26 protein-coding genes are annotated in these 26,638 nt (G+C 47.1%); 9 read left to right on the top strand and 17 right to left on the bottom strand.

What is annotated here, in order from left to right; all coding sequences use genetic code 11:
- Positions 1–11: 11 nt before the first annotated feature.
- From QUA43_RS24760 to QUA43_RS24725, 8 genes are all read right to left on the bottom strand, one after another.
- Positions 12–443 (bottom strand): YciI family protein, encoded by a 432-nt coding sequence (locus tag QUA43_RS24760; protein ID WP_333377258.1) that lies wholly within the window; start codon positions 441–443, stop codon positions 12–14.
- 37 nt (positions 444–480) lie between these two features.
- Complete coding sequence (locus tag QUA43_RS24755; RefSeq protein WP_333377257.1) at positions 481–933, bottom strand: nuclear transport factor 2 family protein; 453 nt, start codon at positions 931–933, stop codon at positions 481–483.
- A 176-nt stretch (positions 934–1,109) separates the two neighbouring features.
- Positions 1,110–1,469, bottom strand: a complete 360-nt coding sequence (locus QUA43_RS24750; protein WP_333377255.1) for a YciI family protein — start codon at positions 1,467–1,469, stop codon at positions 1,110–1,112.
- A gap of 89 nt (positions 1,470–1,558) precedes the next feature.
- Positions 1,559–2,803, bottom strand: coding sequence for an RNA polymerase sigma factor (locus QUA43_RS24745; protein ID WP_333377253.1), 1,245 nt, complete (start codon positions 2,801–2,803; stop codon positions 1,559–1,561).
- Positions 2,804–2,828: 25 nt separating this feature from the next.
- Positions 2,829–3,395, bottom strand: a complete 567-nt coding sequence (locus tag QUA43_RS24740) for a GNAT family N-acetyltransferase (RefSeq protein WP_333377251.1) — start codon at positions 3,393–3,395, stop codon at positions 2,829–2,831.
- Positions 3,396–3,420: 25 nt separating this feature from the next.
- Positions 3,421–5,292 (bottom strand): serine/threonine-protein kinase, encoded by a 1,872-nt coding sequence (locus QUA43_RS24735; protein ID WP_333377250.1) that lies wholly within the window; start codon positions 5,290–5,292, stop codon positions 3,421–3,423.
- A gap of 225 nt (positions 5,293–5,517) precedes the next feature.
- Complete coding sequence (locus QUA43_RS24730; protein WP_445302001.1) at positions 5,518–6,138, bottom strand: aldo/keto reductase; 621 nt, start codon at positions 6,136–6,138, stop codon at positions 5,518–5,520.
- A gap of 49 nt (positions 6,139–6,187) precedes the next feature.
- Entirely contained in the window at positions 6,188–6,598 is a 411-nt protein-coding gene (locus QUA43_RS24725; RefSeq protein WP_333377248.1) for an aldo/keto reductase, read from the bottom strand.
- 115 nt (positions 6,599–6,713) lie between these two features.
- On the opposite strand from QUA43_RS24725, the gene QUA43_RS24720 reads away from it, so the two are divergent.
- On the top strand, positions 6,714–6,872 hold the full coding sequence (locus QUA43_RS24720) for a hypothetical protein (protein ID WP_333377246.1): 159 nt from the start codon (positions 6,714–6,716) through the stop codon (positions 6,870–6,872).
- Between the two features lie 41 nt (positions 6,873–6,913).
- On the opposite strand, the gene QUA43_RS24715 is transcribed toward QUA43_RS24720, so the two are convergent.
- The 3 genes from QUA43_RS24715 to rppA form a co-directional block, all read right to left on the bottom strand.
- On the bottom strand, positions 6,914–7,465 hold the full coding sequence (locus tag QUA43_RS24715) for a DUF3124 domain-containing protein (protein WP_333377244.1): 552 nt from the start codon (positions 7,463–7,465) through the stop codon (positions 6,914–6,916).
- Between the two features lie 78 nt (positions 7,466–7,543).
- Positions 7,544–8,824 carry a HAMP domain-containing sensor histidine kinase gene (locus tag QUA43_RS24710; RefSeq protein WP_333377242.1) on the bottom strand — a complete coding sequence of 427 codons (1,281 nt, stop codon included), beginning with the start codon at positions 8,822–8,824 and terminating at the stop codon, positions 7,544–7,546.
- A gap of 9 nt (positions 8,825–8,833) precedes the next feature.
- Positions 8,834–9,520 carry a two-component system response regulator RppA gene (rppA, locus tag QUA43_RS24705; protein ID WP_333293613.1) on the bottom strand — a complete coding sequence of 229 codons (687 nt, stop codon included), beginning with the start codon at positions 9,518–9,520 and terminating at the stop codon, positions 8,834–8,836.
- A gap of 154 nt (positions 9,521–9,674) precedes the next feature.
- Here rppA and QUA43_RS24700 point away from each other — a divergent pair, with 154 nt between their 5' ends.
- Together QUA43_RS24700 and QUA43_RS24695 are read left to right on the top strand one after the other, a co-directional pair.
- Positions 9,675–10,052 carry a hypothetical protein gene (locus QUA43_RS24700; protein WP_333293612.1) on the top strand — a complete coding sequence of 126 codons (378 nt, stop codon included), beginning with the start codon at positions 9,675–9,677 and terminating at the stop codon, positions 10,050–10,052.
- Complete coding sequence (locus QUA43_RS24695; RefSeq protein WP_333377241.1) at positions 10,045–10,302, top strand: hypothetical protein; 258 nt, start codon at positions 10,045–10,047, stop codon at positions 10,300–10,302. The genes QUA43_RS24700 and QUA43_RS24695 overlap by 8 nt, the downstream gene beginning before the upstream one ends.
- Positions 10,303–10,312: 10 nt before the next feature.
- Here QUA43_RS24695 and QUA43_RS24690 read toward each other — a convergent pair whose 3' ends face one another.
- A complete protein-coding gene (locus tag QUA43_RS24690; RefSeq protein ID WP_333377239.1) occupies positions 10,313–10,717 on the bottom strand; it encodes a BON domain-containing protein in 405 nt (134 codons plus the stop codon).
- 442 nt (positions 10,718–11,159) lie between these two features.
- On the opposite strand from QUA43_RS24690, the gene QUA43_RS24685 reads away from it, so the two are divergent.
- The 3 genes from QUA43_RS24685 to QUA43_RS24675 all read left to right on the top strand — a co-directional run bounded on the left by QUA43_RS24685 (position 11,160) and on the right by QUA43_RS24675 (position 16,332).
- Positions 11,160–13,874, top strand: a complete 2,715-nt coding sequence (locus tag QUA43_RS24685) for a cation-transporting P-type ATPase (protein WP_333377237.1) — start codon at positions 11,160–11,162, stop codon at positions 13,872–13,874.
- Positions 13,875–14,055: 181 nt separating this feature from the next.
- Positions 14,056–14,583, top strand: a complete 528-nt coding sequence (locus QUA43_RS24680) for a hypothetical protein (protein ID WP_333377235.1) — start codon at positions 14,056–14,058, stop codon at positions 14,581–14,583.
- A gap of 117 nt (positions 14,584–14,700) precedes the next feature.
- Positions 14,701–16,332 carry a sodium:proton antiporter gene (locus QUA43_RS24675; RefSeq protein ID WP_333377233.1) on the top strand — a complete coding sequence of 544 codons (1,632 nt, stop codon included), beginning with the start codon at positions 14,701–14,703 and terminating at the stop codon, positions 16,330–16,332.
- Here QUA43_RS24675 and QUA43_RS24670 read toward each other — a convergent pair.
- The 3 genes from QUA43_RS24670 to QUA43_RS24660 all read right to left on the bottom strand — a co-directional run bounded on the left by QUA43_RS24670 (position 16,289) and on the right by QUA43_RS24660 (position 18,157).
- Positions 16,289–17,005 (bottom strand): TrkA family potassium uptake protein, encoded by a 717-nt coding sequence (locus QUA43_RS24670; protein ID WP_333273152.1) that lies wholly within the window; start codon positions 17,003–17,005, stop codon positions 16,289–16,291. The two genes, QUA43_RS24675 and QUA43_RS24670, sit on opposite strands and share 44 nt — an antisense overlap.
- 208 nt (positions 17,006–17,213) lie before the next feature.
- Positions 17,214–17,495 (bottom strand): Asp-tRNA(Asn)/Glu-tRNA(Gln) amidotransferase subunit GatC, encoded by a 282-nt coding sequence (gatC, locus tag QUA43_RS24665; protein ID WP_333293607.1) that lies wholly within the window; start codon positions 17,493–17,495, stop codon positions 17,214–17,216.
- A gap of 140 nt (positions 17,496–17,635) precedes the next feature.
- Positions 17,636–18,157 (bottom strand): photosystem I assembly protein Ycf3, encoded by a 522-nt coding sequence (locus QUA43_RS24660; protein WP_333293606.1) that lies wholly within the window; start codon positions 18,155–18,157, stop codon positions 17,636–17,638.
- 745 nt (positions 18,158–18,902) lie between these two features.
- On the opposite strand from QUA43_RS24660, the gene QUA43_RS24655 reads away from it, so the two are divergent.
- Positions 18,903–20,219: a hypothetical protein gene (locus QUA43_RS24655; protein WP_333377231.1), complete on the top strand. Its 1,317-nt coding sequence runs from the start codon at positions 18,903–18,905 to the stop codon at positions 20,217–20,219.
- A 193-nt stretch (positions 20,220–20,412) separates the two neighbouring features.
- On the opposite strand, the gene QUA43_RS24650 is transcribed toward QUA43_RS24655, so the two are convergent.
- Entirely contained in the window at positions 20,413–20,637 is a 225-nt protein-coding gene (locus QUA43_RS24650; protein ID WP_015174403.1) for a hypothetical protein, read from the bottom strand.
- Positions 20,638–20,846: 209 nt separating this feature from the next.
- The gene (locus QUA43_RS24645) at positions 20,847–22,022 is read right to left on the bottom strand and encodes a SpoIID/LytB domain-containing protein (RefSeq protein WP_333377229.1); all 1,176 of its coding nucleotides are present in this window, start codon (positions 22,020–22,022) and stop codon (positions 20,847–20,849) included.
- Between the two features lie 269 nt (positions 22,023–22,291).
- Between QUA43_RS24645 and QUA43_RS24640 the strand changes: the two genes are divergently transcribed.
- Together QUA43_RS24640 and QUA43_RS24635 are read left to right on the top strand one after the other, a co-directional pair.
- A complete protein-coding gene (locus QUA43_RS24640; protein WP_333377227.1) occupies positions 22,292–23,230 on the top strand; it encodes a ribonuclease Z in 939 nt (312 codons plus the stop codon).
- Between the two features lie 152 nt (positions 23,231–23,382).
- On the top strand, positions 23,383–26,571 hold the full coding sequence (locus QUA43_RS24635; RefSeq protein WP_333377225.1) for a HEAT repeat domain-containing protein: 3,189 nt from the start codon (positions 23,383–23,385) through the stop codon (positions 26,569–26,571).
- Positions 26,572–26,638 lie beyond the last annotated feature (67 nt).

Here is a 26,638-nt window from a genome sequence, read left to right as displayed (position 1 = left end):
CATTTATGCCCTCAAGAACGCTGGAGTTGTTCTGCCTCCGCCCGAATGCGTTCTTCCTGTTCCCTGAGTTCGGGCGTGAAGGATTCGCCGAAGTCCTCTGCTGTAAATATCTGGCGAATTTCGATCGCGGATTCTCCTGGCATCGGGTTCGGGCAGCGTTTGACCCAGGCGATGGCTTCCTCCATCGACTGCACTTGCCAGATCCAGAATCCGGCAATCAGCTCTTTTGTCTCTGTGAACGGCCCGTCAATCACGCTGCGATTTGTACCTGAAAACGTCACCCGCGCTCCTTTTGAGCTGGGATGTAGCCCTTCGCCAGCGAGCATAATTCCCGCCTTGACCAATGCTTCGTTGTATTGCCCCATTTCCGTCAGAAGCTGTTCGCTGGGCATGACGCCTGCCTCTGAGTCTTGGGTAGCTTTGATTAGAATCATGACTTTCATCGTGAAATCTCCTTTTGTTTATGGTTGTTGAGCTGGGCTAAGGTGCGATCGAGAAAACGGCTTTAGACGTTTCTGGATCGAAGGGGACAGAGCAATGCTCGTGCACAATCTGCCATCTGCCCTGTTTCCGCTGGCACGCAGAGGTGATCCGCATCCACATCTGCCCCCCTGGGTGATCTTTTGGCATCCCTGTGAAGTGAAAAAGCCAGTGCGCGATCGCCAAATCACCGCTCACGGTGAGGCTGAGGTCTAGCATCTCAATCCCGAAGGAGTCCGGGAAACAAGGCAGGCAGGCCTCCCACGTCCGTCGAAATTCATCTGCACCTTTGGTTTGGAACGGCGGTATTGCATCGAAAATAATCACATCTTGGGCGTAGTGCGCCATGATGCGATCGAGGTCTTTGGCGCAGATGGCACTGGCCGTATCTGCGATGATTTGTCGAATCTGGGCTTCGTCTTGTGTTTTGGTGGTTTCTGTTGTCATTGTCATAGTGGTATCTCCTTAATTGATGTCGATTGGTTTTCCGGGCGCAGATTGAAAACTGCTAACCCTTGCTCTACCATCTAGTCGAATAGAGGTGCGTGCGATCGACAAGTTGAACATTTTTTCTGGAAAAGTTTGTCAGTGCGGATGTGGAAGCCTGCGTTGAGCGGTATTGACGGCAACTACTGGTCTGATGGCAAGCCCGACAGTTCCACGATCGGGCGAATTTCAACCGTACCCTTACTGGCGCTTGGTAGGCGTGCTGCGATCGCGATCGCTTCGTCAAGATCCTTGGCATCGATCAGAAAGTAGCCACCGAGTTGTTCGCGCGTCTCCGCAAACGGCCCATCGGTAACAAGTTTTTTGCCGTCACGTACTCGAATACTGGTTGCTGTGGCGATCGAGTGTAGCGGCGAAGCACCCAAATATTGATTGTTCGCTTGCAGTTCTTGGGTTAGCTGCAAAGACTTTGCGTAGCATTGCTGCAGCTCGCTTTCAGTCCAGGCATTTTCGTCGCTGTAAATCAGCAATATGTATTTCATCGTTACTCCAAAATTCGATCTGAGATAGTCGCCTTCATTTAGTAGTCGTTCGGCGAGGCTGCAAATCGACAGCAAAGCAAAAAATTTTTTCAGCCTAACTCGCGAAGGCGTTTTTCGAGAAAACGACGCTCTGGTTCCTGTTTCACGATCGCCAGCGCCTTTTGGTAGGATTCTCTGGCATCAGCCGTTCTGCCCAGCCGCCGACACAAATCGGCTCGCGCGGAGTGTGCCAGATGGTAGTCTGCCAAATCGCCACGCGCTAATATTTGGTCGATCGATTGCAGTCCCGCTAAGGGGCCATCACGCATTGCCACTGCCACCGCCCGATTTAAGGCAACAACGGGCGACGGCTCTAATTGCACAAGCAGGTCGTATAAGCCCACAATCTGCGCCCAGTCCGTTGCAGCAGCACTCTGGGCCTCTGAATGCACCGCTGAGATCGCAGCCTGAAGCGTGTACGAACCAAACCGTCCTGATGATAGCGATTGCTGGATCAGTAACCTGCCTTCAGAAATTTGTGCCTGATTCCAGAGCGATCGATCTTGGTCTTCTAGAAGGATGAGGTCGCCTGTGGAGGAAGTGCGTGCGGTGCGCCGCGATTCTTGCAGCAGCATCAGCGCCAGGAGTCCAATCACCTCGGAGTCGGGCAATAATTCCATTACCAGCCGTCCCAAACGGATCGCTTCGTCAGCGAGATCTGCCCGCGTCAGCGCTCTGCCAGATGAGGCCGCGTACCCTTCGTTAAACACCAGGTAGATCGTTTGAAGCACGGTGTCCAATCGATCGGGCAAATCGGTTTTCGACGGCACTTGATAAGGAATTCGTGCGTCGCGGATCTTCGCCTTGGCCCGCACGATCCGCTGCGCCAAGGTAGGGGGAGCAATCAGGAAGGCGCTGGCAATTTCCTCGGTACTGAGTCCGCAGACTTCCCGCAGCGTCAACGCCACCTGAGCTTCTGGCGACAGGGCCGGATGACAGCAAGTGAAAATCAAGCGCAGGTGATCGTCCTCAACGTCCTCGTCATCCTTGATTGTGGTGTCACTCGGCTCGAGTTGTTGAGCGAGTTCTGCCAAGTGCGTATCAAAGCGGGCGCGACGGCGGATGGTGTCGATCGCTTTAAAGCGACCCGTAGATACAAGCCACGATCGCGGGTTAGCGGGAATGCCGTCGCGGGGCCATTGCGCTACAGCCGCAGCGAAGGCTTCGTGCATCGCCTCTTGGGCGCGATCGAAGTCACCGAGCAAGCGGATCAGGGTGGCTAAAACGCGACGCGACTCGGATCGGTACACAGCTTCCACCTGCTGACGGATTTGATTGGCTGCTGTCTCATTCATAAACCGTTCACAAAACAAAAATATATTATCGGCCGTGCCGCAGAGTACGATGCTCCCATTGCGCCCGTGCAATCCGCCAATCGACCTCGCTCCAACCGCGATCGGACATCCAGGATGACCCTGGGCGGGTAGCAACCACCTCTGCTCCTATCCACTGGGCCAACCGAGCGATCCGGGTATTTGCACTCACGGTAGACCCGGAGATCGCCTTCAGATCGAGTTCCGTGAACCCAAAGTCGAGCAGCGCACGCCCCACCTCGATCGCGTAGGCATATCGCCCCCAATAGGCTGGTGCTAGTTCAAGACCAAATTCCATCTCGCCACTTTCAGACAATCTTCCCCGCAGTCCACAGCAACCGACAAGCGCGTAAGGTTCCTGTCGTTGTACGATCGCCAGTTGGTAATTGAGTCGAGGGCGATCGCCAGCCCATGCTTGAAACATCTCGAATAGACGTGTGGCATGGTCGGGACTAGACCGATCGGGTTCGTAAAATGTCTGGTTGCGCGGATCGGCTTGATAGTCCAAGAATGGCGATCGATCGGCATCTACAAAGTCACGCAGCAGAAATCTTTTGGTTACAATCTTTATCATGATTTACAACTTTAATTATAGCCAATTAAACAAACATCATATTCTGCCAAATCTTAATACTTTTATCACTGCTGCCGCTAGCTAAAAACTCTCCTTCCGGGCAAAAACTAACCGAATAAACAGAGTTACTATGACCCGCAATATTACAAATTTCTTGACCGTCTTTCACTCGCCAAATCTTAATAGTTTGATTGCTGCTGCTAGCCAGAATCTCGCCATCGGGACTAAAAGCAATAGAATCAACATACCAAGAATGTCCTGTGATAGTTAAAACTTCTTGCCAATCTTTGACCCACCAAATCTTAATAGTATTGTCGTGGCTGCCGCTAGCCAAAAACTCTCCATTTGGACTGAAAGCTATGCAGCGAACGGAGTCTGTATGACCTGTAAGTGTGCGAATTAGCTTCCCATCTTTGACTCGCCAAATTTTGACGGTTCTGTCCCAACTGCAGCTAGCAAGAGTTTCTCCATCAGGGCTAAAAGCAACAAAATAAACTAAATTGGTGTGACCCGCAAGCGTGCGAACTTCCTGCCCGTCTTTGACTCGCCAAATCTTGATTGTTTTGTCCCAACTGCTACTAGCAATCAGAGTTCCATCGGGACTGAATGCTGCACCGTAAACTGAGTTGCTGTGGCCGGTCATAGTGCGGATTTCTTGCCCATCTTTCATCCGCCAAAGTTTTACAGTTTTGTCGTGGCTGCTGCTGGCTAGCATCAGTCCGTCGGGGCTGAAAGCTACTGTATAAACAGAGTTAGTATGACCTGTAAGAGTCACTATTTCTTGCCCATCTTCAACTCGCCACAGTTTGATTGTTTTGTCATCGCTGCCACTGGCTACAACTTCTCCGTTGGGGCTGAAAGCGACAGAGTAAATTAAGTTTTTGTGACCTGTGAGGGTGTGAATACATTGCCAGTTATAAGTTTGCTGCTGGGGCTGACTGGGAGTTTTTTCTGGTTTAACTAACTTGGAAATTGTTTGGGGAATTGCTAGGTCGATCGCAACTTGGGGATTAATTTCTTTTAATACTTCAACAGCCGTTTGATAGCGGCGGTTAGTAGCATTTGCAATCATTTTGTCTAAAATTTTCCCTAGTTGTTCGCTCACCGCGTTGTGGGCCAAATACTGCCGCCATATCCAGGCATCTTCACCAGGATCGAAAAGGTCAAAAGGGGAAACTTGAGTTAGCAAATACAAACAAGTTACGCCTAAACTGTACAAATCGCTGGTAAAAAATGCTTTGCCTCTAGCTTGTTCGGGGGCGATGTATTCCGGGCTGCCGATGCTGGTTCCTGTTTTGAGTAATGCTGTACCTGTAGCAATTTTTGCGGCGCCAAAGTCCACTAAAACTAATTGTTTGTCGGCGCGGCGGATGATGTTTCCGGGTTTGATGTCTCGGTGAATAACGTTGTGGGAATGGATGAAGTGAAGGACGGGTAATAAGCTATTGAGTAAGTCTTGAATTTGATTTTCTGTAAATGTGCCTTCTGTTTCTACAATTTGTGCTAAATTTTGCCCGTCGATAAATTCTTGGACTACATATTGTCGGCTGTCTTGGATGGAATAGGCTAACAGTTCGGGAATTTGAGGGTGTTTGCCCAATTCGTCTAATCGCATTGCTTCTTGTTCAAAAAGTTCGGCTGCTTTTTTGCTGTTGCGATTGCTTGCTGAGGGGATGAGTTGGCTGTCTGTGGGTAAAAATTGCTTGATGACGCAGCGGGGTTTTGAGGGTTTGTCTTCGTCAACGGCGAGAAAGGTTCTGCCAAAACCACCTTGTCCGATCGCCTTTATAGCCCGGTAGCGATCGCGCAGCAGCAGTTTTGAACGGCAATTCCTGCAAATTTTGGCGGCGGGTGGGTTTTGTGGCTGGGAACAGTTGGGATTTAGGCAATAACTCATTCGATTTTAGATTGCGGATTTTTGATTTTTGATTTTAACTTTTTGAATATTTCCACAGCGCAGTAGATATTATACCTCATTAGCTTTTTAAGAACGGGCTAGAAGCCCATTCCACAAGAAATTCACTCTTTGTGGAACGGGCTTCTAGCCCGTTAAGCGAGAATGGTGATCTGGGCGTGAGTTCCGGGATACCTTACTATATATGCCAGTTGCGTCAGTTCTGTTTTAAAAGTTCCACATAACGGGGTTATCGTCTAAATTATCGGTGACGGTGCGCCCGATCGCGTCAATTTCTTTTAATTCCTCTTCACTCAGTTTTACCTCAGCAGCTTTAGCATTTTCGGCTGCTTGTTCCCCGTCGCGCGCGCCGACAATTGCATTTGTTTGTGGCTGGGAAATCAACCAGGCTAAAGCTAAGTTGCCCAAGCTTGTTTGATGTCGATCAGCAATTGGCCTGAGTTGATTTAATGCTGTTTGCACTCGGTTGTAATTTTCTTTGATGAACAGCTTATTTTTGGCGCGGTGGTCGCCTTCTTCAAACTTGTGTTCTGGCCCGAATTTACCTGTCAATATTCCTTGAGCTAGAGATGAATAGGCAATGATGGAGATATGATTGTCCACACAATAGGACATCGCATCTTTTTCTACCCAGCGCCAAAACAGAGAATAAGGCGGTTGCAGGCTGTCGATGCGTCCGTATTGGGCGGCTTCTTCTATTTGGGCGCGGGAGAAGTTGGAAACGCCGATCGCCCGAATTTTTCCCTGTTCTTTTAACTTGTTCAGGGCGTCCATTGTTTCTGCAATTGGCACTAACTCGGAATCCCAACTGCCGGCGGGCCAGTGGATTTGGTAAAGGTCGAGGCGTTGCTGAATACAGGTATGAATGGAAGATTTCCTAATTGCTATAAGCCAAGTATGGTGAGTTTTGTAACATCAAGCGAAAAGTTGATTCATACCGTGAATCAGCAACGCCAAGGTCGATATAATCGGTGTTGAGGTTTTTTAGCGATCGATCGCAGGCTTCGATTACCAACTCGGGTTTCAGGTGGTTGGCGAAAACTTTGCTAGCATAAACTACTTGCGATCGCACATCTGAAAGTGCTTGACCGATAATTTGTTCCGAATGCCCTTCTCCATAAACCTCAGCCGTATCAAAGGTGGTAATACCTGCCTCAAAAGCCGCGCGCATTGCTTTGACAGTTTCAGCATCCTCAATTCCCACCCACATCCGCTTCCCAGCTTGCCAAGTCCCCATAATTATCGGGGTAATCTGAATTTGTGATGTCCCTAATAGTCGCTTTTGCATCCCCTAAGTCCTCATTTATATTTTTAGTATTCACCTTCAAACTCTCTAATCTTAACAGAAAAAAGTTGTGTAGTCATGCACAGTAATATCGTTTTATTCCGCAATAATTATAGTGATGTACAAAGTTAAAAATAAAAAATGGGAGCATCTCACTTTTGCAGCTAAGCTAGAAATTGGAGTTAGGAATCAGGAGCGAGTAGGAAAAAAGTCAGAAGCAAGAAGGAAGAAGCCAGAAGAAGTGTTTTACAAATATGAGATGCTCCCCTTATGGTAGTCTAAAACTACCTTGTAAAGCAATAATTTAATCCTCTAAAATCACTTCTGCATCTTGTGTTGCTTGAGAACTTTAGCGGGACTGATAAATGAAATACCCTGAGAAGAAGAGGTACTAATCATGACGGCTTCAATGACAGGATCATAAACCGTTTTTTCTGCAACCCACTCCACAATAAAGTTTGCACCTGAGCCTCCACTTGTATCATCTGCTGCAATGAAAAAGTCTGTGGAAGCAAGCGGCTTGAGTTCTACTGGACTCTTAATGTCCTGCCTAATCAATTTCCCATCGCTATCGTAGTAACGCACCGAAGTAATAATAATCGAATTTGTCAGATCCGTATTGCGGATACTGAGGGTTGCTGACAAATTCATGACCTGATCCTGGCTATTGTAGTGATAAATATGTGAGTAAATAGGGACATATACGGTTTGTCCCATCACAACTTTTGTTTGATCTAACGAGACTGCTCTCAGTGAGGTTTCACGTTTTATATCAGGTTGTTGTCTTGGTGAGGTAGTTTGGTCTGAACAAGAACTTAGGACGATCGCCCCTAGCGCCCAACCAACCCAAAAATCATGTTTCAGCTTCATCGGCATTCATCCAAATACACCACATACATTGCAGTTACGTCTAAAGCAGAGTACACCTTCTCTCTCGTTTGAGGCGGCTTAGTGATAAGGTTTGAGGGGCAGTTCAACCTGGAACGTTGAGCCTTTGCCCACTGCACTCGTCACCTGTATTTGTCCGCTGTGTGCCTTGACAATTTGTTGGACGATCGCTAACCCCAGCCCAAAGCCTCCACTCTCCTGCGAGCGATCGGTGTCTACTCGATAGAAGCGATCAAAAATATAGGGTAAGTCCGCTTCTGGAATACCGATTCCCGTATCGATGATCTGAATGACCGCCAAATTGGAATGAAGAACTAGGCGTATCTTTACAGTTCCGCCAACGGGAGTATATTTACAGGCGTTGTAAAGCAAGTTTTCGACCACTTGCCGTAGCAAATCAGGGTCAGCCAATAATTCAATCCGTTGTTCCGGGAATTCGCAGGTGAGTTTGATATTTTGGGCTTCTGCAAGTGCGAGAAACTGGGTTGCTAAATTGCTCAGCAGCTCGTTTAGATTGATTAACCTGAGCGATTCCGGCGCAAGTCGCCCTTGATGACGAGCCAACAGTAGTAAATTATTCACCAGCGCTCCCATTGATTTTGCGCTATCTACAATGTTTTCTAAGGGAGGATGGTAACGCGAATCATCACCCGCGATCAGCAACCCAAGCTGGGCATTAGTGAGAATGGCAGACAGGGGCGATCGCAACTCGTGAGAGGCATCGGCTGTAAAGCGCTGAAGCTGCTGATAGGCTTGCCGAATCGGTTGCATGGCCAGCCCGCTGAGAAACCAACCTGTGAGGGCAATTAAGCCCAGTGTCAGCGGCACAGCGAGAGTTAGCACAATCTGAAGCTCAGTGAGCCTGTTTTGAGTTTCTGTCAGGGGAGTTGCCACCTGAAGATAACCGAGTACCCCAGTTCTACCTTCAACGGGTAATGTCACCTGACGCAGCCAGATTCCTTTTCCCAAAAGTGGATCGGTTGATCGAACTGTGAGATAACCAAAAGGCGTATTTAACTGCTGGGGAGGAGAATTCCCAAAAAAACGAACTAACCGCCCTTGTGCGTTATACCAGCGCACGTAAATCAGATCTTCAGCAAGGGGATGCGAACCACTGCCTAACAAGGAAACATGACTCAGATCGACCTGGTTCTGGTTTTGGCGAACTTCATAATGCACGCTGGCAGCCATGACTCTAGTTTTGTCATATAGCAGTCGATCGAGCGCCTCTAGTTTATCTTTCACCTCAATCTGATAGATCACCCCTGCAAACAGCACAAGAATGCTTCCCATTGAGAGGGTGAACCAACGAGCCAGATTGCGACGACTTTGATTAAACACAGCTTGCCTTTACGATCGTGACTTTTCAGGGGAAGTGAGGCGATAACCCATACCGTAAATGCTCTCAATCCAGTCTGCCGATCCTACAGCCTGCAAGCGTTGGCGGAGTTTGCGAACTAGAACCGTAATTGCATTGCTCTCTGGTTCAGTCCCCCATTCCCACACACCTTGTTCAATTTGACTGCGAGTCAAAACCTGTCGGGGATGGCGCATAAAATACTCCAACAACTGAAACTCCCGACTGGAGAGGGAAACGGTTGCACCTTGTCGCTCAACAGTCAGAGTATCGAGGTGGAGGTGTAGATCCTCAAGGCTGAGCGTATCTCCTTGCCAAAGGGGCGATCGCCGTCTTAATGCCCGGACTCGTGCCATGAATTCAACCAAATCGATCGGTTTCACCAGGTAATCATCTGCACCTGCGTCTAACCCGGTCACTTTTTCAGGCGTGGTATCTCTTGCCGTGATCATCAAAATCGGCGCTGTTTTCCCTGCCGATCGATATTGACGACAGAGATTTACCCCACTGATATGTGGCAACATCCAGTCCAAAATCAACAAATCATATTCTTTTTCTGATAACAGCCACTGTGCCGTCTCTCCATCTTTTACCCCATCCACGCTATGTCCTGCTTGAGACAGAACTGTTTGAAGTGGCATCAGTTGCTTTGGGTCATCTTCCACCAGCAAAACTCTCATATCTCGGCTCGCTTCCTTCGCAGCTTGCAGTTTTCAGCATTAGAGTTTGAGGCGATTCGCGCATCTTCTTTAAGCTAGATTTTAGGATAGAGCAAGTTGTATTAAAGTGCAAAAAGATAGTATGAGCCTCAAAACGGATGGGAAAGAATAGCTGATGATTAGACGTTGGCTAAAAGCATCAGGCGCAGAGTTTTGGTTGCCATTGCCGTTTGTGGCGATCGCGTTTTGGGTTGGTTCCAGTTTCCTAATGGCTCAAGAATTACAACAACCCCAGATAGTAAAGAATAAACTTCAGGCAGATACCCAGCTTAAAGCAACGGTGTCTGTCAATATATTGCTGATCAACGCGGTGATTAACCGAAAACAAGGAACAACCCAGGTTGCGGTAGAAACAGCAGAACCCATTTTGAAGCGATTGGAATTAGAATTGCCAATGACTGACGCAACCCAGATAGAGGCAGCGATCGCGCAAGAACTCCAGTTATCACGTCAAAATGTTCGCCAGTTAGTCCGTTACGAAATCGTTGAATAAGTTTATTGTTTCAATATTGCGATCGCATCCAGTAGACCTCTTGCAAAAATCCTTTTCATCAATTGATGATGGGACGGGCAAGATGCCCATCCCACAAGAGTTATATTTTTTGTGGGATGGGCATCTTGCCCGTCCTATTTATTTTTGCGATCGCATCCAGTCAAATAAGGTTGCCAAATCCATAGGTTTCCTGGCTGGGATCGAGCAATTCCTCAAGCGGCAAGAAGCGTCCAATACTCTTGCCGCTTGAGGATTAAGAACTACTGAGTAACGATTTCGTTATTTATGGAAACATTCGCTGCAGTTTGCCGAGCAATTTGTTCTGCCAATGATTTTTGTTCGGCCGTTTGAACGCGCCCTGTTAACACAATCGAATTATCCCGATCGTCTGCGTCCAAATCGAATTGCTTGAGGCTACTATCGGAGTCTAAAGCCTCTTCTACGCGATCGGCAATATCGTCAATGTCTTGATTCTGAGGCGTCTGTGCGGTCGTGGTTGCAGGCGCTGGAGTGGTTGGAACAGTCGTATTTCCAGTGGCAGTTGTGGGAGCAGAAGTAGATGGAACAGTTGTCTGCGAAGTATTGGGGGAGGTGCAAGCACCTAAACCTAAAATTGCAACAGTGCTGACGCAGATTCCTTGCACAAATAGCTTTAATAATTGCATATTTTTTGTTTGTTTTGTTTGTTGTGAAACGCAATTTTGCCGATAAAACTCAGCATGAAGTCTTTGAGCATTTGAACTCAACAAGTAAATGTACCATAGTTCATCCATCAAAATAAATGCTTTTTATATCAATTCGGGCTGCGCCGGAATGATATAAAATCCGCGCTTCGCAAGTCGGGCGGAAAGTCGAATCAAGCTGCCAACAAATAATTCGCGCAATTTTCATTTTTTTGACCCCTCCTTCTACAGTCAACAGTCAACAGTCAACTAAGGTTTGCAAATCTATAAGTTATCTCAATCGGTTCTCTGCCTAAGTATATGGAGCAAATGTGATCCAAATGTGAGTAACAGAAATCAGTCTATCACTTTTCCCTCACATTCATCAATGACGCTAGAAACAAGACGAAACAATAGAGAAGCACTTGGCTTGACAAGAAACGTTATGACTGCAACCAATGTAGAAAAATTAGTAGAACACTCTTGGCATCACATCTCTGTCGAGAAAGTAGCTCAGATTTTAGAGACAGACCTGGAAATAGGTCTATCTTCCCAGGTGTCAGCGGAGCGGCGCGAGATCCTCGGCCCCAATCAACTAACGGCTCAGAAGCAAAAAAATGCCTGGTTTCGATTTTTTCAGCAACTGAATCAGCCGCTAATCTACATTTTGTTAGCCGCTGGGATAGTAACAGCATTTCTGAAAGAGTGGATTGATTCAGGGGTAATTTTTGGGGTCGCTCTGACGAATGCCACCATTGGTTTCGTTCAAGAGTCAAAGGCAGAGAATGCGATCGCCGCTTTAGCAAAATCTGTTGCAACTGAGGCAACCATTCTCCGCCACGGTCAAAAGCAAGTGGTTTCATCCAGTGAACTGGTTCCTGGCGATCTCGTCTTGCTGTCTTCTGGGGATAAAGTGTCTGCGGATCTGCGACTGATCGAAGTCCGTGACTTACAGGTGGATGAGTCAGCCTTAACGGGAGAATCTGTCCCGGTTCAGAAGCAATCCCAGGCGCTAGAGGCAGACGCTGCACTGGCCGATCGCACGAACATGGCGTATACCGGAAGCCTGGTAACGTTTGGACAGGGACGCGGACTCGTCGTCAGCACTGGTGACATGACCGAGACCGGACACATCTCCCAACTCATGCAGCAAAGTACCACACTGGAAACCCCACTGAGTCGCAAAATTGACAAATTTAGCAAAACCTTGCTCTATGTCATTTTAGGTTTGGCTGCCTTCACCTTTGCTGCAGGCATTGCTCAGAGATTTTCTTGGGTTGAGGTGTTCAAGGCATCTGTGGCGCTTGCCGTCAGCGCAATTCCTGAAGGCTTACCCGCGATTTTAACGGTGACACTGGCGATCGGGGTTTCCCGGATGGCAAAGCAGCACGCCATTATTCGCAAACTTCCGGCAATTGAGACACTCGGCAGCACCACCGTGATTTGTTCCGACAAAACCGGAACCTTGACGGAGAATCAAATGACTGTTCAGGAGATTGATGCCGGTGGAAAGCGATATCGGGTTAGCGGTGGAGGATATGCACCAGACGGGGAAATTTCTGTAAATGGAAATTCCGTTGATTTAACTAACGCACCTGCCTTATATGAATGCCTGCAAGCAGGACTTTTGTGCAACGATTCGCATCTAGAAGTGCAAGATGGAAACTGGACTGTAGTCGGTAGTCCAACGGAAGGGGCGCTGGTTGCGGTAGCCCAAAAAGCGGGGTTAATTACTGAGAAACTGGAGGAATCGCTATCCCGGCTCGATACACTGCCGTTTGAATCTCAGTTTCAATACATGGCAACCTTACATGACGATCGTCCAGAACGATTGATTTATGTCAAGGGTTCAATTGAGGCAATTCTCAAGCGGTGTCGCCAGATGCTCGATGAAGAGGGAGAGGCGAGATCCCTCAACGCCGCGCCGATCGAGGAAACTGTGGACAGAATGGCGAAAAAAGGGTTACGAGTTCTGGCACTTGCCAAGAAAGTTGTACCCGCTTCTCAATCTTCAATTGACCATTCTGATATTGAGCAAGGGTTAACTTTTCTGGGGTTGCAAGGCATGATCGACCCGCCTCGCCCCGAAGCCATTCAAGCGATTCAAGCCTGTCGATCTGCGGGAATTCAGGTCAAGATGATTACGGGCGATCATGCCAAAACAGCAGCAGCGATCGCTCACCAAATGGGACTAAATCAAACCCAAGATGCTCCCGTTTTTACCGGTCAAGAACTCGCTCAAATGAATCAGCAGCAATTCGCCAATGCTGTTGAACAAAGCTGCGTGTTTGCTCGTGTCGCACCAGAGCAAAAGCTCCGCATTGTCGAAGCACTTCAATCTAAGGGTGAGATTGTGGCGATGACTGGAGATGGAGTTAACGATGCTCCCGCCCTGAAGCAAGCTGACATTGGGATAGCGATGGGTATTACAGGCACCGAAGTTACAAAAGAAGCAGCGGATATGCTGTTGACAAACGACAACTTTGCTTCGATCGAGAAAGCAGTTGAGGAAGGGCGCACGGTTTATAAGAATCTGCTGCGGGCGATCGCCTTCATCCTACCCGTGAATGGTGGAGAGTCCATGACCATCTTGATTGCCGTACTTCTGGCCACCCCACTACCCATTTTGCCAGTACAAATTCTCTGGCTGAATATGGTCAGTTCAGTTGCGTTGAGCTTACCGTTAGCATTTGAGCCGCCCTCTCCCGATGTCATGCAACAGCCGCCTCGACCTGCCAATGAACCGCTTCTGTCTCGCAGGCTGACTGCTCGGATTCTGACAGTTTCGGTATTTAACTGGATTGTGATCTTTGGGATGTTTGAATGGATCGTCCAAACCACAGGTAATGAAGCTCTAGCCCGGACGATGGCAATTCAAGCATTGGTGGCGGCCGAAGCTTTTTACCTATTAAGCATCAGTCGCTTCGTTCCGGCGATCGTAGCCAAACTGCGCGGTAAAGATGAATCAGTTGGCTATGCGGTAGCGATCGGCATTGGGGCTATTTTCATTCTCCAATTCCTGTTTAGCCAATGGGGCATTATGAATCAGTTATTCAACACTGAAGCTTTGAACCCAATCCAAGGCTTAATTTGTATCGGATTCGGACTGCCAATGATTGCTTTGTCAGCTTTGCTAAAGCGTTTTGCACCTCTAAACTAAGTAGTTTTTGTGATGAGGTCATTCAAAGCGGCTTTACACACTACAGCAGTTCTCAATCTTGGTGAGGTATGCCCTATGCCCTATGCCCTATGCCCTATGCCCGCTTATCAAGCGTACACCTCATGTTACTGAGAAAGGCTATATTTACCAATTTTGTAGCGTTGAATATTGAATATTTATCATGAATTCCCAAAATCTCAAACGTGCTAGCGGTCTATTTACTAATCATCGAAACGCAAAGCAGGCGCTAGTTGAGCTAAAAAGCAGGGGCTTCCCCATGCACAAAATTTCAGTGATTGCTCAACCTTCTGACAATAATGATTTGGACTCTCTGGGTGTGCAGAAAATTTTAATCACAAGAGCAGCAGGCGCACAAGTAGGCGCGATATACGGCAGCATAGGACTAGGTTCACTAGCCTTAATTGTTGGACTCAGCAGCCTGCTAATTCCCGGTATTGGTCAGGTATTAGCGGTGGAAAGCCTTTTCGCCACTTTCGTTGGAAGTGGGATTGCTGCAACTGCTGGTGGGCTATATGGCGCACTTCAAGGATGGTTGATGCCCGAAGAACAAGCAAGAATTTACAACGACAGATTTAACCAGGGAGATTATTTGATCGTCATAGAGGCAAGAGAAAATGAGGTTTTGATTGCTGAACCTGTCCTTAAACGTTGGGAGATTCTGACGTGGCGTGTCTATGATGCTACATAAATTCAAGGTAATATAAGAAAGACAATTACCTTGCGGTTCCGCCTGCTGCAAAGTGAACCGTCTCCTGCCAGCTAAAACCGTAGTTAATCTGTCAATTTCTGTGAGGAAAACGAATTTATGACAGGAATATCGGTGATCGAGTCGATTGTAGCGCAAGCACCTCTGTTGGGCAGCGATCCTGCTACAAATAGCCAAACTGCAGGAGTTATTTCTGAATTAGTCATCATCTTGATCATTCTGCTGCTGATAGCAACTGTTGTGGCACTCGTAACCCAACGGTTGCGAATTCCCTATGTGACGGGCTTAGTGTTAGCAGGCTTGCCCATTACGGAGGTATTGTCGCGTCGAATTGGTTTAGACCCCTCTTTAGTATTAAATCTTTTTCTACCAATTCTGATTTTTGAAGCAGCTATCAATACTGATATCAGCCGTCTCCGCAGCACCTTTAAGCCGATCGCCCTGCTGGCGGGTCCAGGCTCGATATTTTCCTCAGCAATTATCGCTGTTCTGGTTAAATTTGGGCTAGGGCTAGACTGGATTCCGGCGTTACTGATCGGAGTCATTTTGGCAAACACTGATACAGTCTCGATGATCGCGGTTTTTAAAGAGATCCGTGTGCCTTCTCGATTGTCCACCATTGTTGAGGGAGAAACTCTGTTCAATGATGCGGCTGCCCTGGTTTCATTCAATTTGATTCTAGTCGTTTATGCTACAGGTTCTCTTACCGTCGTGGGAGGACTCAAGGAACTGCTCGTGGTTGCCTTGGGTGGGGGACTCGTGGGTGTCATCTTAGGTTACTTGAGTCTGCCGATATTTGTTCGATTAAATGACCCGTTGAGTAGTCTCTTGCTGACCGTGGCGCTGGCGTTAGGAACATTCCAAATCGGGCAATTTTTGGGGGTATCCGGTGCGGTGGCTGTGGTGATCGCCGGACTCATTTTTGGCAATCTGGGGCTTTCTCGCAGTACGTCAGCCTCCGATCGAATTACGCTACTCAGCTTCTGGGAGTACGCTGGTTTTGGGGTCAATACATTTATTTTTCTGCTGATCGGCATTGAGATTAACCCTCTGACGCTGTGGAGAATTTTGCCATCTATCCTGTTCGTTATTGTGGCGTATCAACTGGGACGGATTCTCTCGGTTTATCTGTTGTTAGCAGGGCTGCGGTGGTTCGATCGTCCGATTCCCCTGCGCTGGCAGCACGTTCTGTTTCTGGGAAACATCAAAGGCTCACTCTCGATGGCACTGGCGCTTAGTATTCCTCTGGGATTGACAGGACGAGATAACATCATTGCCCTGGTGTTCGGTGCAGTTTTATTCTCCTTGGTCGGACAAGGATTAAGTTTACCCTGGCTGGTAAAACGGTTACAAATCAGCCGTGTTTCTGATGTAATGCAGGAAGCTGGGCAGTTACAGATTCAGTTGATTGCTTCCAAAGCGGCTCAAGATGAGCTAGATAGTTTGCTGAAATCTGGCGTGTTGCCGAAGGCAGTTTACGAGGAGTTATGGGCATCGTATCAAGCACGAGTAGCACACTCTGAGCGAGTGCTGCGCGATCTCTACAATAAACATCGGGCCGGGCAAGTACAGGGCGATCGCAGCGGGCTAGATACGATTCGACGGCGATTGCTGCTAGCAGAAAAAGGAGCAGTTAGCGATGCCCTCCGCAAGCGAATTGTCCCAGAGGATCTGGTTCATCCTTACATCAAAGATTTGGATGAGAAACTTCTAAAGTTGGCAGATGACTAGCGCGAATGCCGAGGTAATCAATCATCTGGTGAACTAGCTCTGGACGGGTGACGACCAAGATGGTAGAGCCTGCTTCAAGAACTGTATTGCCGTTCGGAATCTCCAGATTGGCGCAGGCATGGCATTGATAACCAATAATCAGCGAACCTGTTGGAAAACGAGGGTCTTGAGCAATTTGAGCAACGGTGCTACCTGCCACCTTGCAATCGCCTGGAACTGGCAGCTTTAGTACCTCGACTTGCCCGTGTTCAAAGTGCATCATCGACTCGATTTGGGGATATTCAATCGCATTCGCCATTGATGCAACTGCCAAATCAATAGTGCTGATGATGTGACTTGCTCCGGCAAGTCGATAGGCTTCCATGAATTCGCGATCGCGCATTCGCACCACAATATGGGAAATGCCATAGCTTCTGGATAGGGTGATCAGCGCTAAATTGAGTGCATCATCCCTGAGTGCTGCAACGACTGCGTTTGCTTGTTTAATTCCCGCTTCCAGAAGAACCGTTGTGCTCACCGCACTGCCTTCAAATGCCATTACTCCGATTTTTTCACGAGCAAAGCGACAGGCCAGCGGGTCGGCATCGATGATGGCAACCGTATGACCGACTTTTAATAGCTGCTGGGCTAAACCCAGTCCCATCATTCCTGCTCCACCAATTAATACGTACATGACTATTTGTCACCCCAAGAATGAACTTTACAGATTTATCCCTATGAGTGAGATTGTTTTTGGTTTCTATCAGTTGAATCGGTTTGTGGGGTGGCTTTTACCAGGCTTACTTATTACTTGTTCCACACTTAGTTTAATCTGCTGGTGGGGCTGGCTCCCATGCCAACCCCACAAGTGATTTTCTTCAGTTAGGTGCGTAGCGGGAACCCTACATAATCTTAGGCACTTTAAAAAACTCCCCATCGCGATCGGGAGCTCCCTCCAAAATACTTTCTCCCTTAGCAAAAGGTTTCAAATCGTCCGATCGCATTACATTACTAACATCGATCGCCCGCGTTGTCGGCTGCACCTTACTCGTATCTAGTTCACTCAACTGCTCGAAATAATCCAAAATACCGTTAAGTTGACCAGTAAACTGCTCTTCTTCTTCCGGCGTTAATTCCAATCTCGCTAAATTCGCTACTTTCCGAACTTCTTCTCTGTCAATCATAAAAATCTGTAATTGGGAATGGGAATAGGGAATGGGGAATGGGGAATTGGTTATTTGTTATTTGTTATTGGTTATTTGTTATTAGAGAAACGACTAACTACCAACTATTAACTACTAACTATGCCCCATGCCCATCCTAGTTAAAAATACACATCAATTTGCGATCGGCCTGTCGTCTTCAGCCAATTTTGTACTTCAATGTAATTGTTTGGGGCCAAGCGAATAGCCTCCTTCCAATAATCCGCAGCTTTATCAAACAGCCCTTCCGCAGCTTCAATATTGCCAGCTTCCTTTTCCTTTTCCCCTTGATAGTGGTAAATTACAGCAATATTATTCAGTGCTTGTGGCATTCTCGGATTGAGATCCAAAGCCTCGCTGTAATATTCCAAAGCTTTATCGTGTTCGCCGTTGCTAGTATGGATCAGCCCCATATTGTACAAGACATAACTGCGATCGTAAGGATCTTCCTCCAGCTTCAGCGCTTCATGATAATTGTCCAGCGCTTCAGCGTATTCGCCATCTGCTTGAGCTGACATACCATCCCGGTAATAAGCAAAAGCTTCCTTCGCCTGCTTTTTGGCTGGCATAATCTTTAGGATGATATCAGCCATTACTGTGAAACTTTTGTCAATAAAGTTATCGTTGCGTTGAGTTCTTGGCATATGCGATTCTTTGGTTAGTGGCTAATCAGAAAATTTAGCCTGTAAAGTTTTCCTATTAATAATTGCGCCACTGTTGTAGTGGGCCGTTGTGTTGAGGGCGCTAAAAATTTTAGTCGATCGCACCTGCGAACCTTAAAACACGCCCTTGGGTTTAACACCCGCGCAAGCTCTATCTATTTTATATAAGTCTTGCAAGACTGGCAAAAAAACTAGATTTCTTTAACATATCTCTGGCACTCTACACAAAACTTACAAAAACCCGCGCCGAAGGGAAAACTTCTGCAGGAGGGTGCAGAGGCGATCCGGTTCGAGGGCTCCGCCAACGGGCGATCGCGCACCGTACCCTACTAAATGTAGCCATAATCCCCCCTCGTTGACTCTCAGAGCAAACAAGCAAATAGCCTGAAGAGCAGAAATTCAATCACAAAGTTTTATTAAGCTATCCGAGTTCAGCCCATACTTAAAAGTTATTCGGCAAAACACTAGCAATATTTTGCCCCAAAGTCAATCGATTTTAGATTTTAGATTTTAGATTTTAGCATTGACCCCACGGATCAATTCGGGGGGCAAGTTTCTCGGATACAGGTTTTTTATTTCTGGACGGATGAATCCGGGGGCTTGTATCCTGGATGCTTGATTGTCAAGGGCAGCCTCAAAAAAAATCAGAAAGCCGATCGCCAAAACCAGCTCGAATTCCCGCAATATATAATAAAAATAACCGGGTAATTTTCACAGAGAGAAACCTATGGCTCCGAATCCCACCATTATGCAAGCCGTCGAACAACTTGGCTACCGCGTTACGGTTGGAGACGTGGCGGCAAAAGCTGGATTAGATGTCAATTTTGCCCAGCGAGAACTGTTAACCCTAGCCTCCGAAGCAGGTGGCAACCTGCAAGTAGCAGAATCCGGCGACATTGCCTACCTATTTCCCAAGAACTTTCGAGATATTTTGCGAAACAAATTCTTGCGATTGCAGTTGCAGGAATGGTGGCAAAAAATCTGGCGCATTTTATTTTATCTGATTCGGATATCTTTCGGCATAGTGCTGGTAGCTTCTATCCTCTTAATTTTTGTTGCTATCACGATTTTACTCTCCAGCGGCGATAGCAATAACAGCAGCGGCGGAGGAGGAGACGGTGGTAGCGGGGGCAGCAGAGGCGGCGGCTTTTCCTTTTTTCCCTACTTCTGGAACGACTTAATCTGGATATTTTACTGGAACCATGACCAACCATACTACCAGCAGCGATCGCGCTTAACTGGCCAAAAACCCGAGATGAGTTTTCTAGAAGCAGTTTTCTCCTTTCTATTTGGAGACGGCAACCCCAATAACAATCTAGAAGAGCGCAAATGGAGCGATATTGCCGCCGCAATTCGCAACAACCGAGGCGCCGTCGCCGCCGAACAAATTGCTCCATATCTAGACAATCTCGGACAAGGATACGCCCAAGAATACGAAGAATATATGTTACCGGCTCTCGCCCGTTTTGACGGCCGCCCTGAAGTCAGTCCCGAAGGGCAAATAGTCTACCACTTCCCGCAATTACAAACCACAGCCACCGAGAGAAATTCTGAACCAGTAGCCGCTTATTTGCGAGAAATGCTGTGGCGTTTCAGCAACGCCAGTTCAGGACAAATCATGCTCGCAGCAGGGTTAGGAGCCGTCAATCTTGTCGGTGCGTTAGTTTTGGGGAATCTATTAACTAATAATTTAATCGTCGGTGGATTTATCGGTTTCGTCAGCGCTGTTTATCCCATGATCCTGATTTACGGCGTCGGATTTCTCGCACTTCCTTTAATTCGCTACTTCTGGATTCAGTGGAAAAATAGCCGGATAGAAGCCCGCAATCAAGAGCGTCAGCAGCGAGCAATGTTATTAAACGAACCCGATGCCAACTTGCTCAAAAAACTGGCTTACGCCCGGGAATTTGCAGCAGAAAACGTTCTGACTGGAGAAGACTTAGCTTATACCACAGAAACAGAATTAACCCAACAAGAACTAGAACAGTCAGCTAAAATAGATGCCGAATGGCAGCGCCGGATCGATCGCTCTGACAACTTGTAATACTAATGAAAAAAAACAGTTGTTTGTTGTTAAGTTAGGTTGCACTAAAATCTTGCACCGTTTTCAAGAATAGGCAGGATGCCTGTTCCACAATAAAATATCTTTGTTGGGGAACGGGCTTTTAGCTCGTTGTTAATAATTGTGGAAAATATCAATTTTTATTGAGGTCATAATTTTTATACTCCCAGTTTTATTAAATAAGCTTAGGGCGTTTAAAAATCAAACAATTTTGGTCATACTTTGAGTCGTGATCCAGAGCCACAAGTTCCCATCCTTCCTCCCCCAAATGATTGACAAATAGATGCAGCGAGCCTTGTTTCCAATCTCGCTGTTCTTCACCGTTTACATATAAACTAATCAGCTTGTTTCCAAAAGGATACATATTCGCATCCACAAATAAATACTCCCACTTTTGCATAGTAATCCTTAATGTAGTTAGTTGGCAGTTGGCAGTTGGCAGTTGGCAGTTGGCAGTTGGCAGTTATTGGTTATTTGTTGTTGGCTCTAATAACCAATGCTTTTCGGCGATGATGCTTTTCGGCCCAATTCCCAATTCCCAATTCCCAATTCCCAATGCTTTCCGGCCCAATTCCCAATTCCCAATTCCTAATTCCCAATTCCCAGCAGTTACTGGACTGCAATTCTAGCCAAAGTAGCACCTCGGTAATAGTGCAACAAAATCTGCTGGTAGCCGTATCCTTGTCTGGCCAAATTGTATGCCCCCCACTGACTCATTCCTACAGCATGGCCGAAACCTTTGCCAGCAACTTGAAAACCGGTAGGAGCTTGGCCGCTGTTCCTTGGGTTCCGGCCGCCACCGTACTGAGGAATCACGGTAAAGCGGGTACTCCTCAAATTTAAAACCCGGCGTAAATCTGCGCCAGTCATGACCCTAGAACCGCCATCTCCAACTACTTTCATCCTCAAAACGCTGCCGTGAGCGGTAGTGCGTTCTGGCTTCATCGAGATCACATTGCCCACGCCAGAAATCTTACTGCTGATTTGAGCGCGAGAAAAATTTTCTTTCCATTGATAAACCGGTGCTCCTTGGTCGAAGTCAGGAACAGCACGCAGGTAAGGCAGGGGTTCCGTCCAAACATCTTCGACATTTTCAGTATGTCCCCCAGACGCAGAGTGGAAAGCGGCTAAAATAATTTGACCGTTGTAGGCCAGAACTTGACCGGCGGTTGCATCGACTGCGGAATAAGTGCCAGAAGATTCTGTTTGCAATCCTTTGTAAACCTGCGAATACTGAGTGCTGTCCACGTCGTAAAGGTCGGTTTCGCTTTTCAGGCGCTGGTGGATAGCGTAGGAACGGGCGGCGACTGCTTGGGCTTTCAAAGCCTCTTGAGGCCAATTGCCACTCATCTCGGCGCCGAGAACGCTGTAGAGATATTGTTCGATATTGACGTAGTTGATGGCAGTCAAGCCTCCTTTTTGGGGAACTAGAAGCGTGCGTCCCCGATACCAGCGATCGCCAATCCAGACATAACCGTTCCCCGTCGGCTCGATCCAAACTTGGTTGGCGGCCCAGCGACCAATTGCCACTGTTCCCGATCGAAATTGAGCTGACTGAGAACTGTTTGCCGACAGTTCGCCCAAATTGCGCCCGCTACCGTCGCGGATTGCAGCCTTAGTAGAACTGCCGACTTTTACCTGACTTGCCCCGTCTTGTACCGCAACTCGCAAGATCAGTGCGGCCTGTGCTGGGGCTACCATTGCCAGCCAAAACAACAGCGAAATCCAAAAGTAGCGTTTTTTTAATGTCGAAAAAACGGAAGCAAAAAATACTCCTGACTGCATTTGAAAATTTTCCTCCTGTGCTGTATGAGTTTAAGAATTTTTAAGCCAAGGGAAGGCAAGGGAAAAAGGAAGGGGAACGGAAGAAACAAAACGTTAGAATTGGGTGGATCGCTCTGTACGCTTGTCAAAAATGATTTTAGCGAAGAGATGTTCGCAGGAACAGCGATTTATCCCGGTTCCTGCCTGCGACTATTTCCTATATGTCGGATTTGTCGCACTCTGGATATATGTAACATATTTTTTAAGATTTAATTGAGGTGATTTGACTCTTGCAGATTACATTTCTCGGAACTAGCTCAGGCGTACCCACGCGATCGCGCAACGTTTCCAGCATCGCCCTCCGCTTGCCCCAGCGAGCGGAACTCTGGCTGTTTGACTGCGGCGAAGGAACTCAGCACCAGTTTCTCCGCAGCGACCTAAAAGTCAGCCAACTAAGCCGCATTTTCATCACTCACCTGCACGGCGACCACATTTTCGGCTTAATGGGTTTGCTGGCTAGCTGCGGTTTGGCGGGGAATGTCAAGCGCATCGATCTTTACGGGCCTCCGGGACTTGAAGAATATTTGCAAGCTGGTGTTCGCTATTCTCAAACTCATTTTTCTTACCCGGTTAAGGTACACAAAATTCACGAGGGAGTCATCTATGAAGATGACGAATATATTGTTAGTTGCGGCCCTTTGAAGCACCGAGTTACTGCTTTTGGTTATCGCGTAACTGAGAAAGATCGTCCGGGACATTTTGATGTAGAAAAAGCGAAGGCTGTGGGTATTCCTTCGGGACCGGTTTACGGTCAATTAAAACAAGGAAAGACCGTAAAGTTAGAGGACGGGCGACAGTTTAAAGGTACTGATTTTTGTGGCCCGGATCAAATTGGGCGCAAGTTTGTTTATTGTACTGACACGGTTTTTTGTGACGGGGCCGTGGAATTGGCGAAGGACGCTGATTTGTTGGTGCATGAAGCTACTTTTGCTCATCAAGATGCTCAAATGGCTTTTGATAGATTGCATTCAACTTCGACAATGGCGGCTCAAGTTGCTTTGATTGCTGGGGCGAAACAGCTAATTATGACGCATTTTAGCCCGCGTTATGCTCCCGGAAATGCGATCGTCCTGGATGATTTGCTCAAGGAAGCGCAGGCAATTTTTCCGAATACGAAAATGGCCTATGACTTTTTGACTTACGAAGTGCCCAGGCCTGTTTCAAACTAGGATTAATCTGGCCTGAGATGTGACAGGATTTTCAATAAAGGCGATCGGGGCGGGCTCTGGGGCCCACCCCACAAGAAAATTTTAAATATCACTGACATTGATAATAATACCAGTGTAAACTATATTAAACACAAATATTTATTAAATTTACCATGACATTTGAAATCGGACTATTAGGAAAGCTAGCACCAGCAATGGCTAAACTGGCAGAAATAGGATTCAAAGAAGCTATGAAAAAATTGAATCCTAGCGATTTTGAAAAAGCTTGTATTTGTGCGCTAAAAGCGGCCGATAAAAATAAATTATTCTATCCTTGCGAACAGGGTGTAGTCGAAGATTTTCTTAAAAGTTTCTTGACGGGTGCAGCACTTCCAGAACTCCTGAAACCTTTCAACGACCAAGAAAAGCCTCAAGTTGAGTTTTTAGTTGCAGCTTTTAATGCGACAGTCCCAGAACATAAGAAAATTCAAGGCAGATTCGATCCCGAAAGACTGCATGATTGGTTGGAGGTTTTTGCTGAAACCTATTTCCATAAAACAACTGGTTATTTAAGGTTGAAAGTTGCCAAAGAAGACTATTTGAAGCAACTGGCTAACTGGTTTGATGATGTTAAGTTTGCTGGCATTGCAGTCGAAGGTCAGGAAATCGAAAAATCTGAAAAATTGGCTCACATTTTTGTAATGCCCGATGTTTTGGAAGAAGAAAAGGTAGATATTTATCGCTTTATCCAAGAAGAATTGGTAGAACGCAAAAACCTGCAACAGATTCAGAGAGAAACTCGCTCTGGTAGAAAGTTTTTAGCATCACAATTATTGAATCAAAATCAATCAAATAAATTTGTGTTGCTGGGCGCTCCAGGTTGTGGTAAAACAACTTTACTGAGCTTTTTTGCGGTGATGTTGGCTCAGAATTATCCAGAAAAACTCGGCTGGGATTCTGGGATAGATTGCTTGCCTATTTTGATTAATATCCGGGATTTTTCTATGCTTTCAGATATAAATTTCCTCGACTACGCCCGCCAGTTTGCCGAGAAAACTATGTCCGTGAAACCGCTGCCAGAAGGCTTTTTTGAGTATTGGCTGGCCGAGGGTAGGGCGATGATTTTGTTGGATGGATTGGATGAGGTTGTTGAAGAATCCAAGCGCTATGCGGTGGTGAAGCAAATTAATAGTTTTTTGGGGCAGTATCATCAAAATCTGGCAATTATTACTTCTCGCCCTGCTGGTTACAAAAGCGATTTTTTTAATACTTCGGAGTTTGAACACTATCAGTTACAACTGTTTGACGATGCTAAGGTTGATGAGTTTATTAATCACTGGTACGACAGCCGCGTTCGAGATGCGGCGGAAGCTCAACGCCGCAAAGATAGCATTAAAAAAGCTCTCGATGAAAATGACCGAATTAAATTGTTGGCGAGAAATCCGCTATTGCTGACAATCATTGCTTTGATTCACCGCTATCAAGCTGTACTGCCGAGGTCACGCCACAAGCTTTATGAAAAAGCTGTGGAGACGCTGTTAAAGAATTGGGATGCTAACAAGAACCTGACTGAGCAGTCGGGATTCAAATGTTTAGATGCAGACGACTTACGGCGGCAGATGGAAATTCTCGCCTATTGGATTCACACTCAGGGTAGTACGGATAAGCGTGAAGGCGGGACGCTAATTGCTAAGGATGAATTGTTAGATCAGTTAACTCTGAATATTAAAACCAAAAAACAGGTTGAACGGTTCCAAGCAAAAGAGGAAGCTAAACGATTTGTTGATTTTATTCAACAGCGGACGGGATTGCTCAACGAACAAGGACAAGATTTGTACGCTTTTGTACACAAGACTTTTCAAGAATATTTGTGCGCTCAGGAAATCGGCTATCAGGCAGATGATGACGATGATTTTCAGATTGTCCTCAATCATATTCGAGAGCATTTGCATGACCCCCACTGGCGGGAAGTGTTACTGTTGTTGATTGCTCAACAAAAACCGAAGAAAGCGGCGAAAGCGATGCGGGCAATTTTGGCAGCGAATAGCGAGCATGAGGAATGGTTGCACCGCGATTTATTTTTTGCTGGCAGTTGCCTTGCTGAAAATATTAAAGATTTAAAGGTGGCAGATTTCAGTCTAACTGTGGAGATTTTGGAGAAGTTGGTTGAGTTGGAAGTAAGGGATGAGGCACTGGTTGGTGAGAGGGTTCGCTCTGAGGTTTTTCAAATCCTTTGCAGTATGAATGAGACTGAGTTTGAGGCGCAAACTTTGCAACTTTTGAAAGCAAGGGGCGTTGATGCAAATCGCTTGTGGAGATATCAAGCAGCATTAGGGGAAAAAGAAGCTGTCCTCACTGCCATGCTACGACGCCTCGAAGATGGGAATGAGGATGTGCGTCGTGAGGCAGCACAAGCCTTGGGCGGGTTGAGAAATGCTTCTGAAACCGTCATTAGTGCCCTGTTGTTACGTCTTGAAGATGGGGATAACAGGGTGCGTAGGTCGGCAGCACGAGCCTTGGGCAGGTTTGGAAATGCTTCAGAAGCCATTATCGGTAACCTGCTGCCACGTCTCGAAGATGGCAATAACTCGGTGCGTAGCTCGGCAGCCCAAGCCTTGGGCGACTTGGGAAATGCTTCAGAAGCCGTGATCAGTGCCTTGGTGTTACGTCTCGAAGATGGGGATAACTCAGTGCGTCGTGAGGCAGCCGAAGCCTTGGGCAACTTGGGAAATGCTTCAAAAACTGTCACCAATGCTCTGGTGCTACGTCTGGAGGATGGGGATAACTGGGTGCGTAGTGAGGCAGCCGAAGCCTTGGGCAGGTTGGGAAATGCTTCAGAAACTGTCACCAATGCTCTGGTGCTACGTCTGGAAGATGGGGATGACTCAGTGCGTACCTCGGCAGCATTAGCCTTTGCCAACTTAGGAAATGCTTCAGAAGCCGTGATCACTGCCTTGGTGTTACGTCTCGAAGATGGGGATAACTGGGTGCGTGCCTTTACAGCATCAGCCTTGGGCTACTTGGGAAATGCTTCAGAAGCTGTCATCAATGCTCTGCTGTTACGTCTGGAAGATGGGAAGGACCCGGTGGGTGGTCTGGCAGCATCAGCCTTGGCTAACTTGGGAAATGCTTCAGAAACTGTCATCAATGCTCTGCTGTTAGGTCTGGAAGATGGGGAGGACTTGGTGCGTCGTGAGGCAGCAGAAGCGTTGGGTAAGTTGGGTCGGAAATCTAGTGACCTTTTGCCTGCTGTCGTGCAATGGATCGATCGCCATCAGGATGCAAAATATCTTGGCTCAGGTATTGATGCGTTGTGGGATTTGGTGGCGGGTGAGGGAAATCGATCGCCAGTGGCTTTTTAGAAGTATGTAGCTTTTGGGCGAGTAAAACCCGATCGCACTTCCGGAACTTTCACCAAAAATGCGGTCA

This window comes from Microcoleus sp. N9_B4 (assembly GCF_036701635.1).
Lineage (GTDB): Bacteria > Cyanobacteriota > Cyanobacteriia > Cyanobacteriales > Microcoleaceae > Microcoleus.
This window is presented reverse-complemented; position numbering and strand designations above follow the sequence as displayed.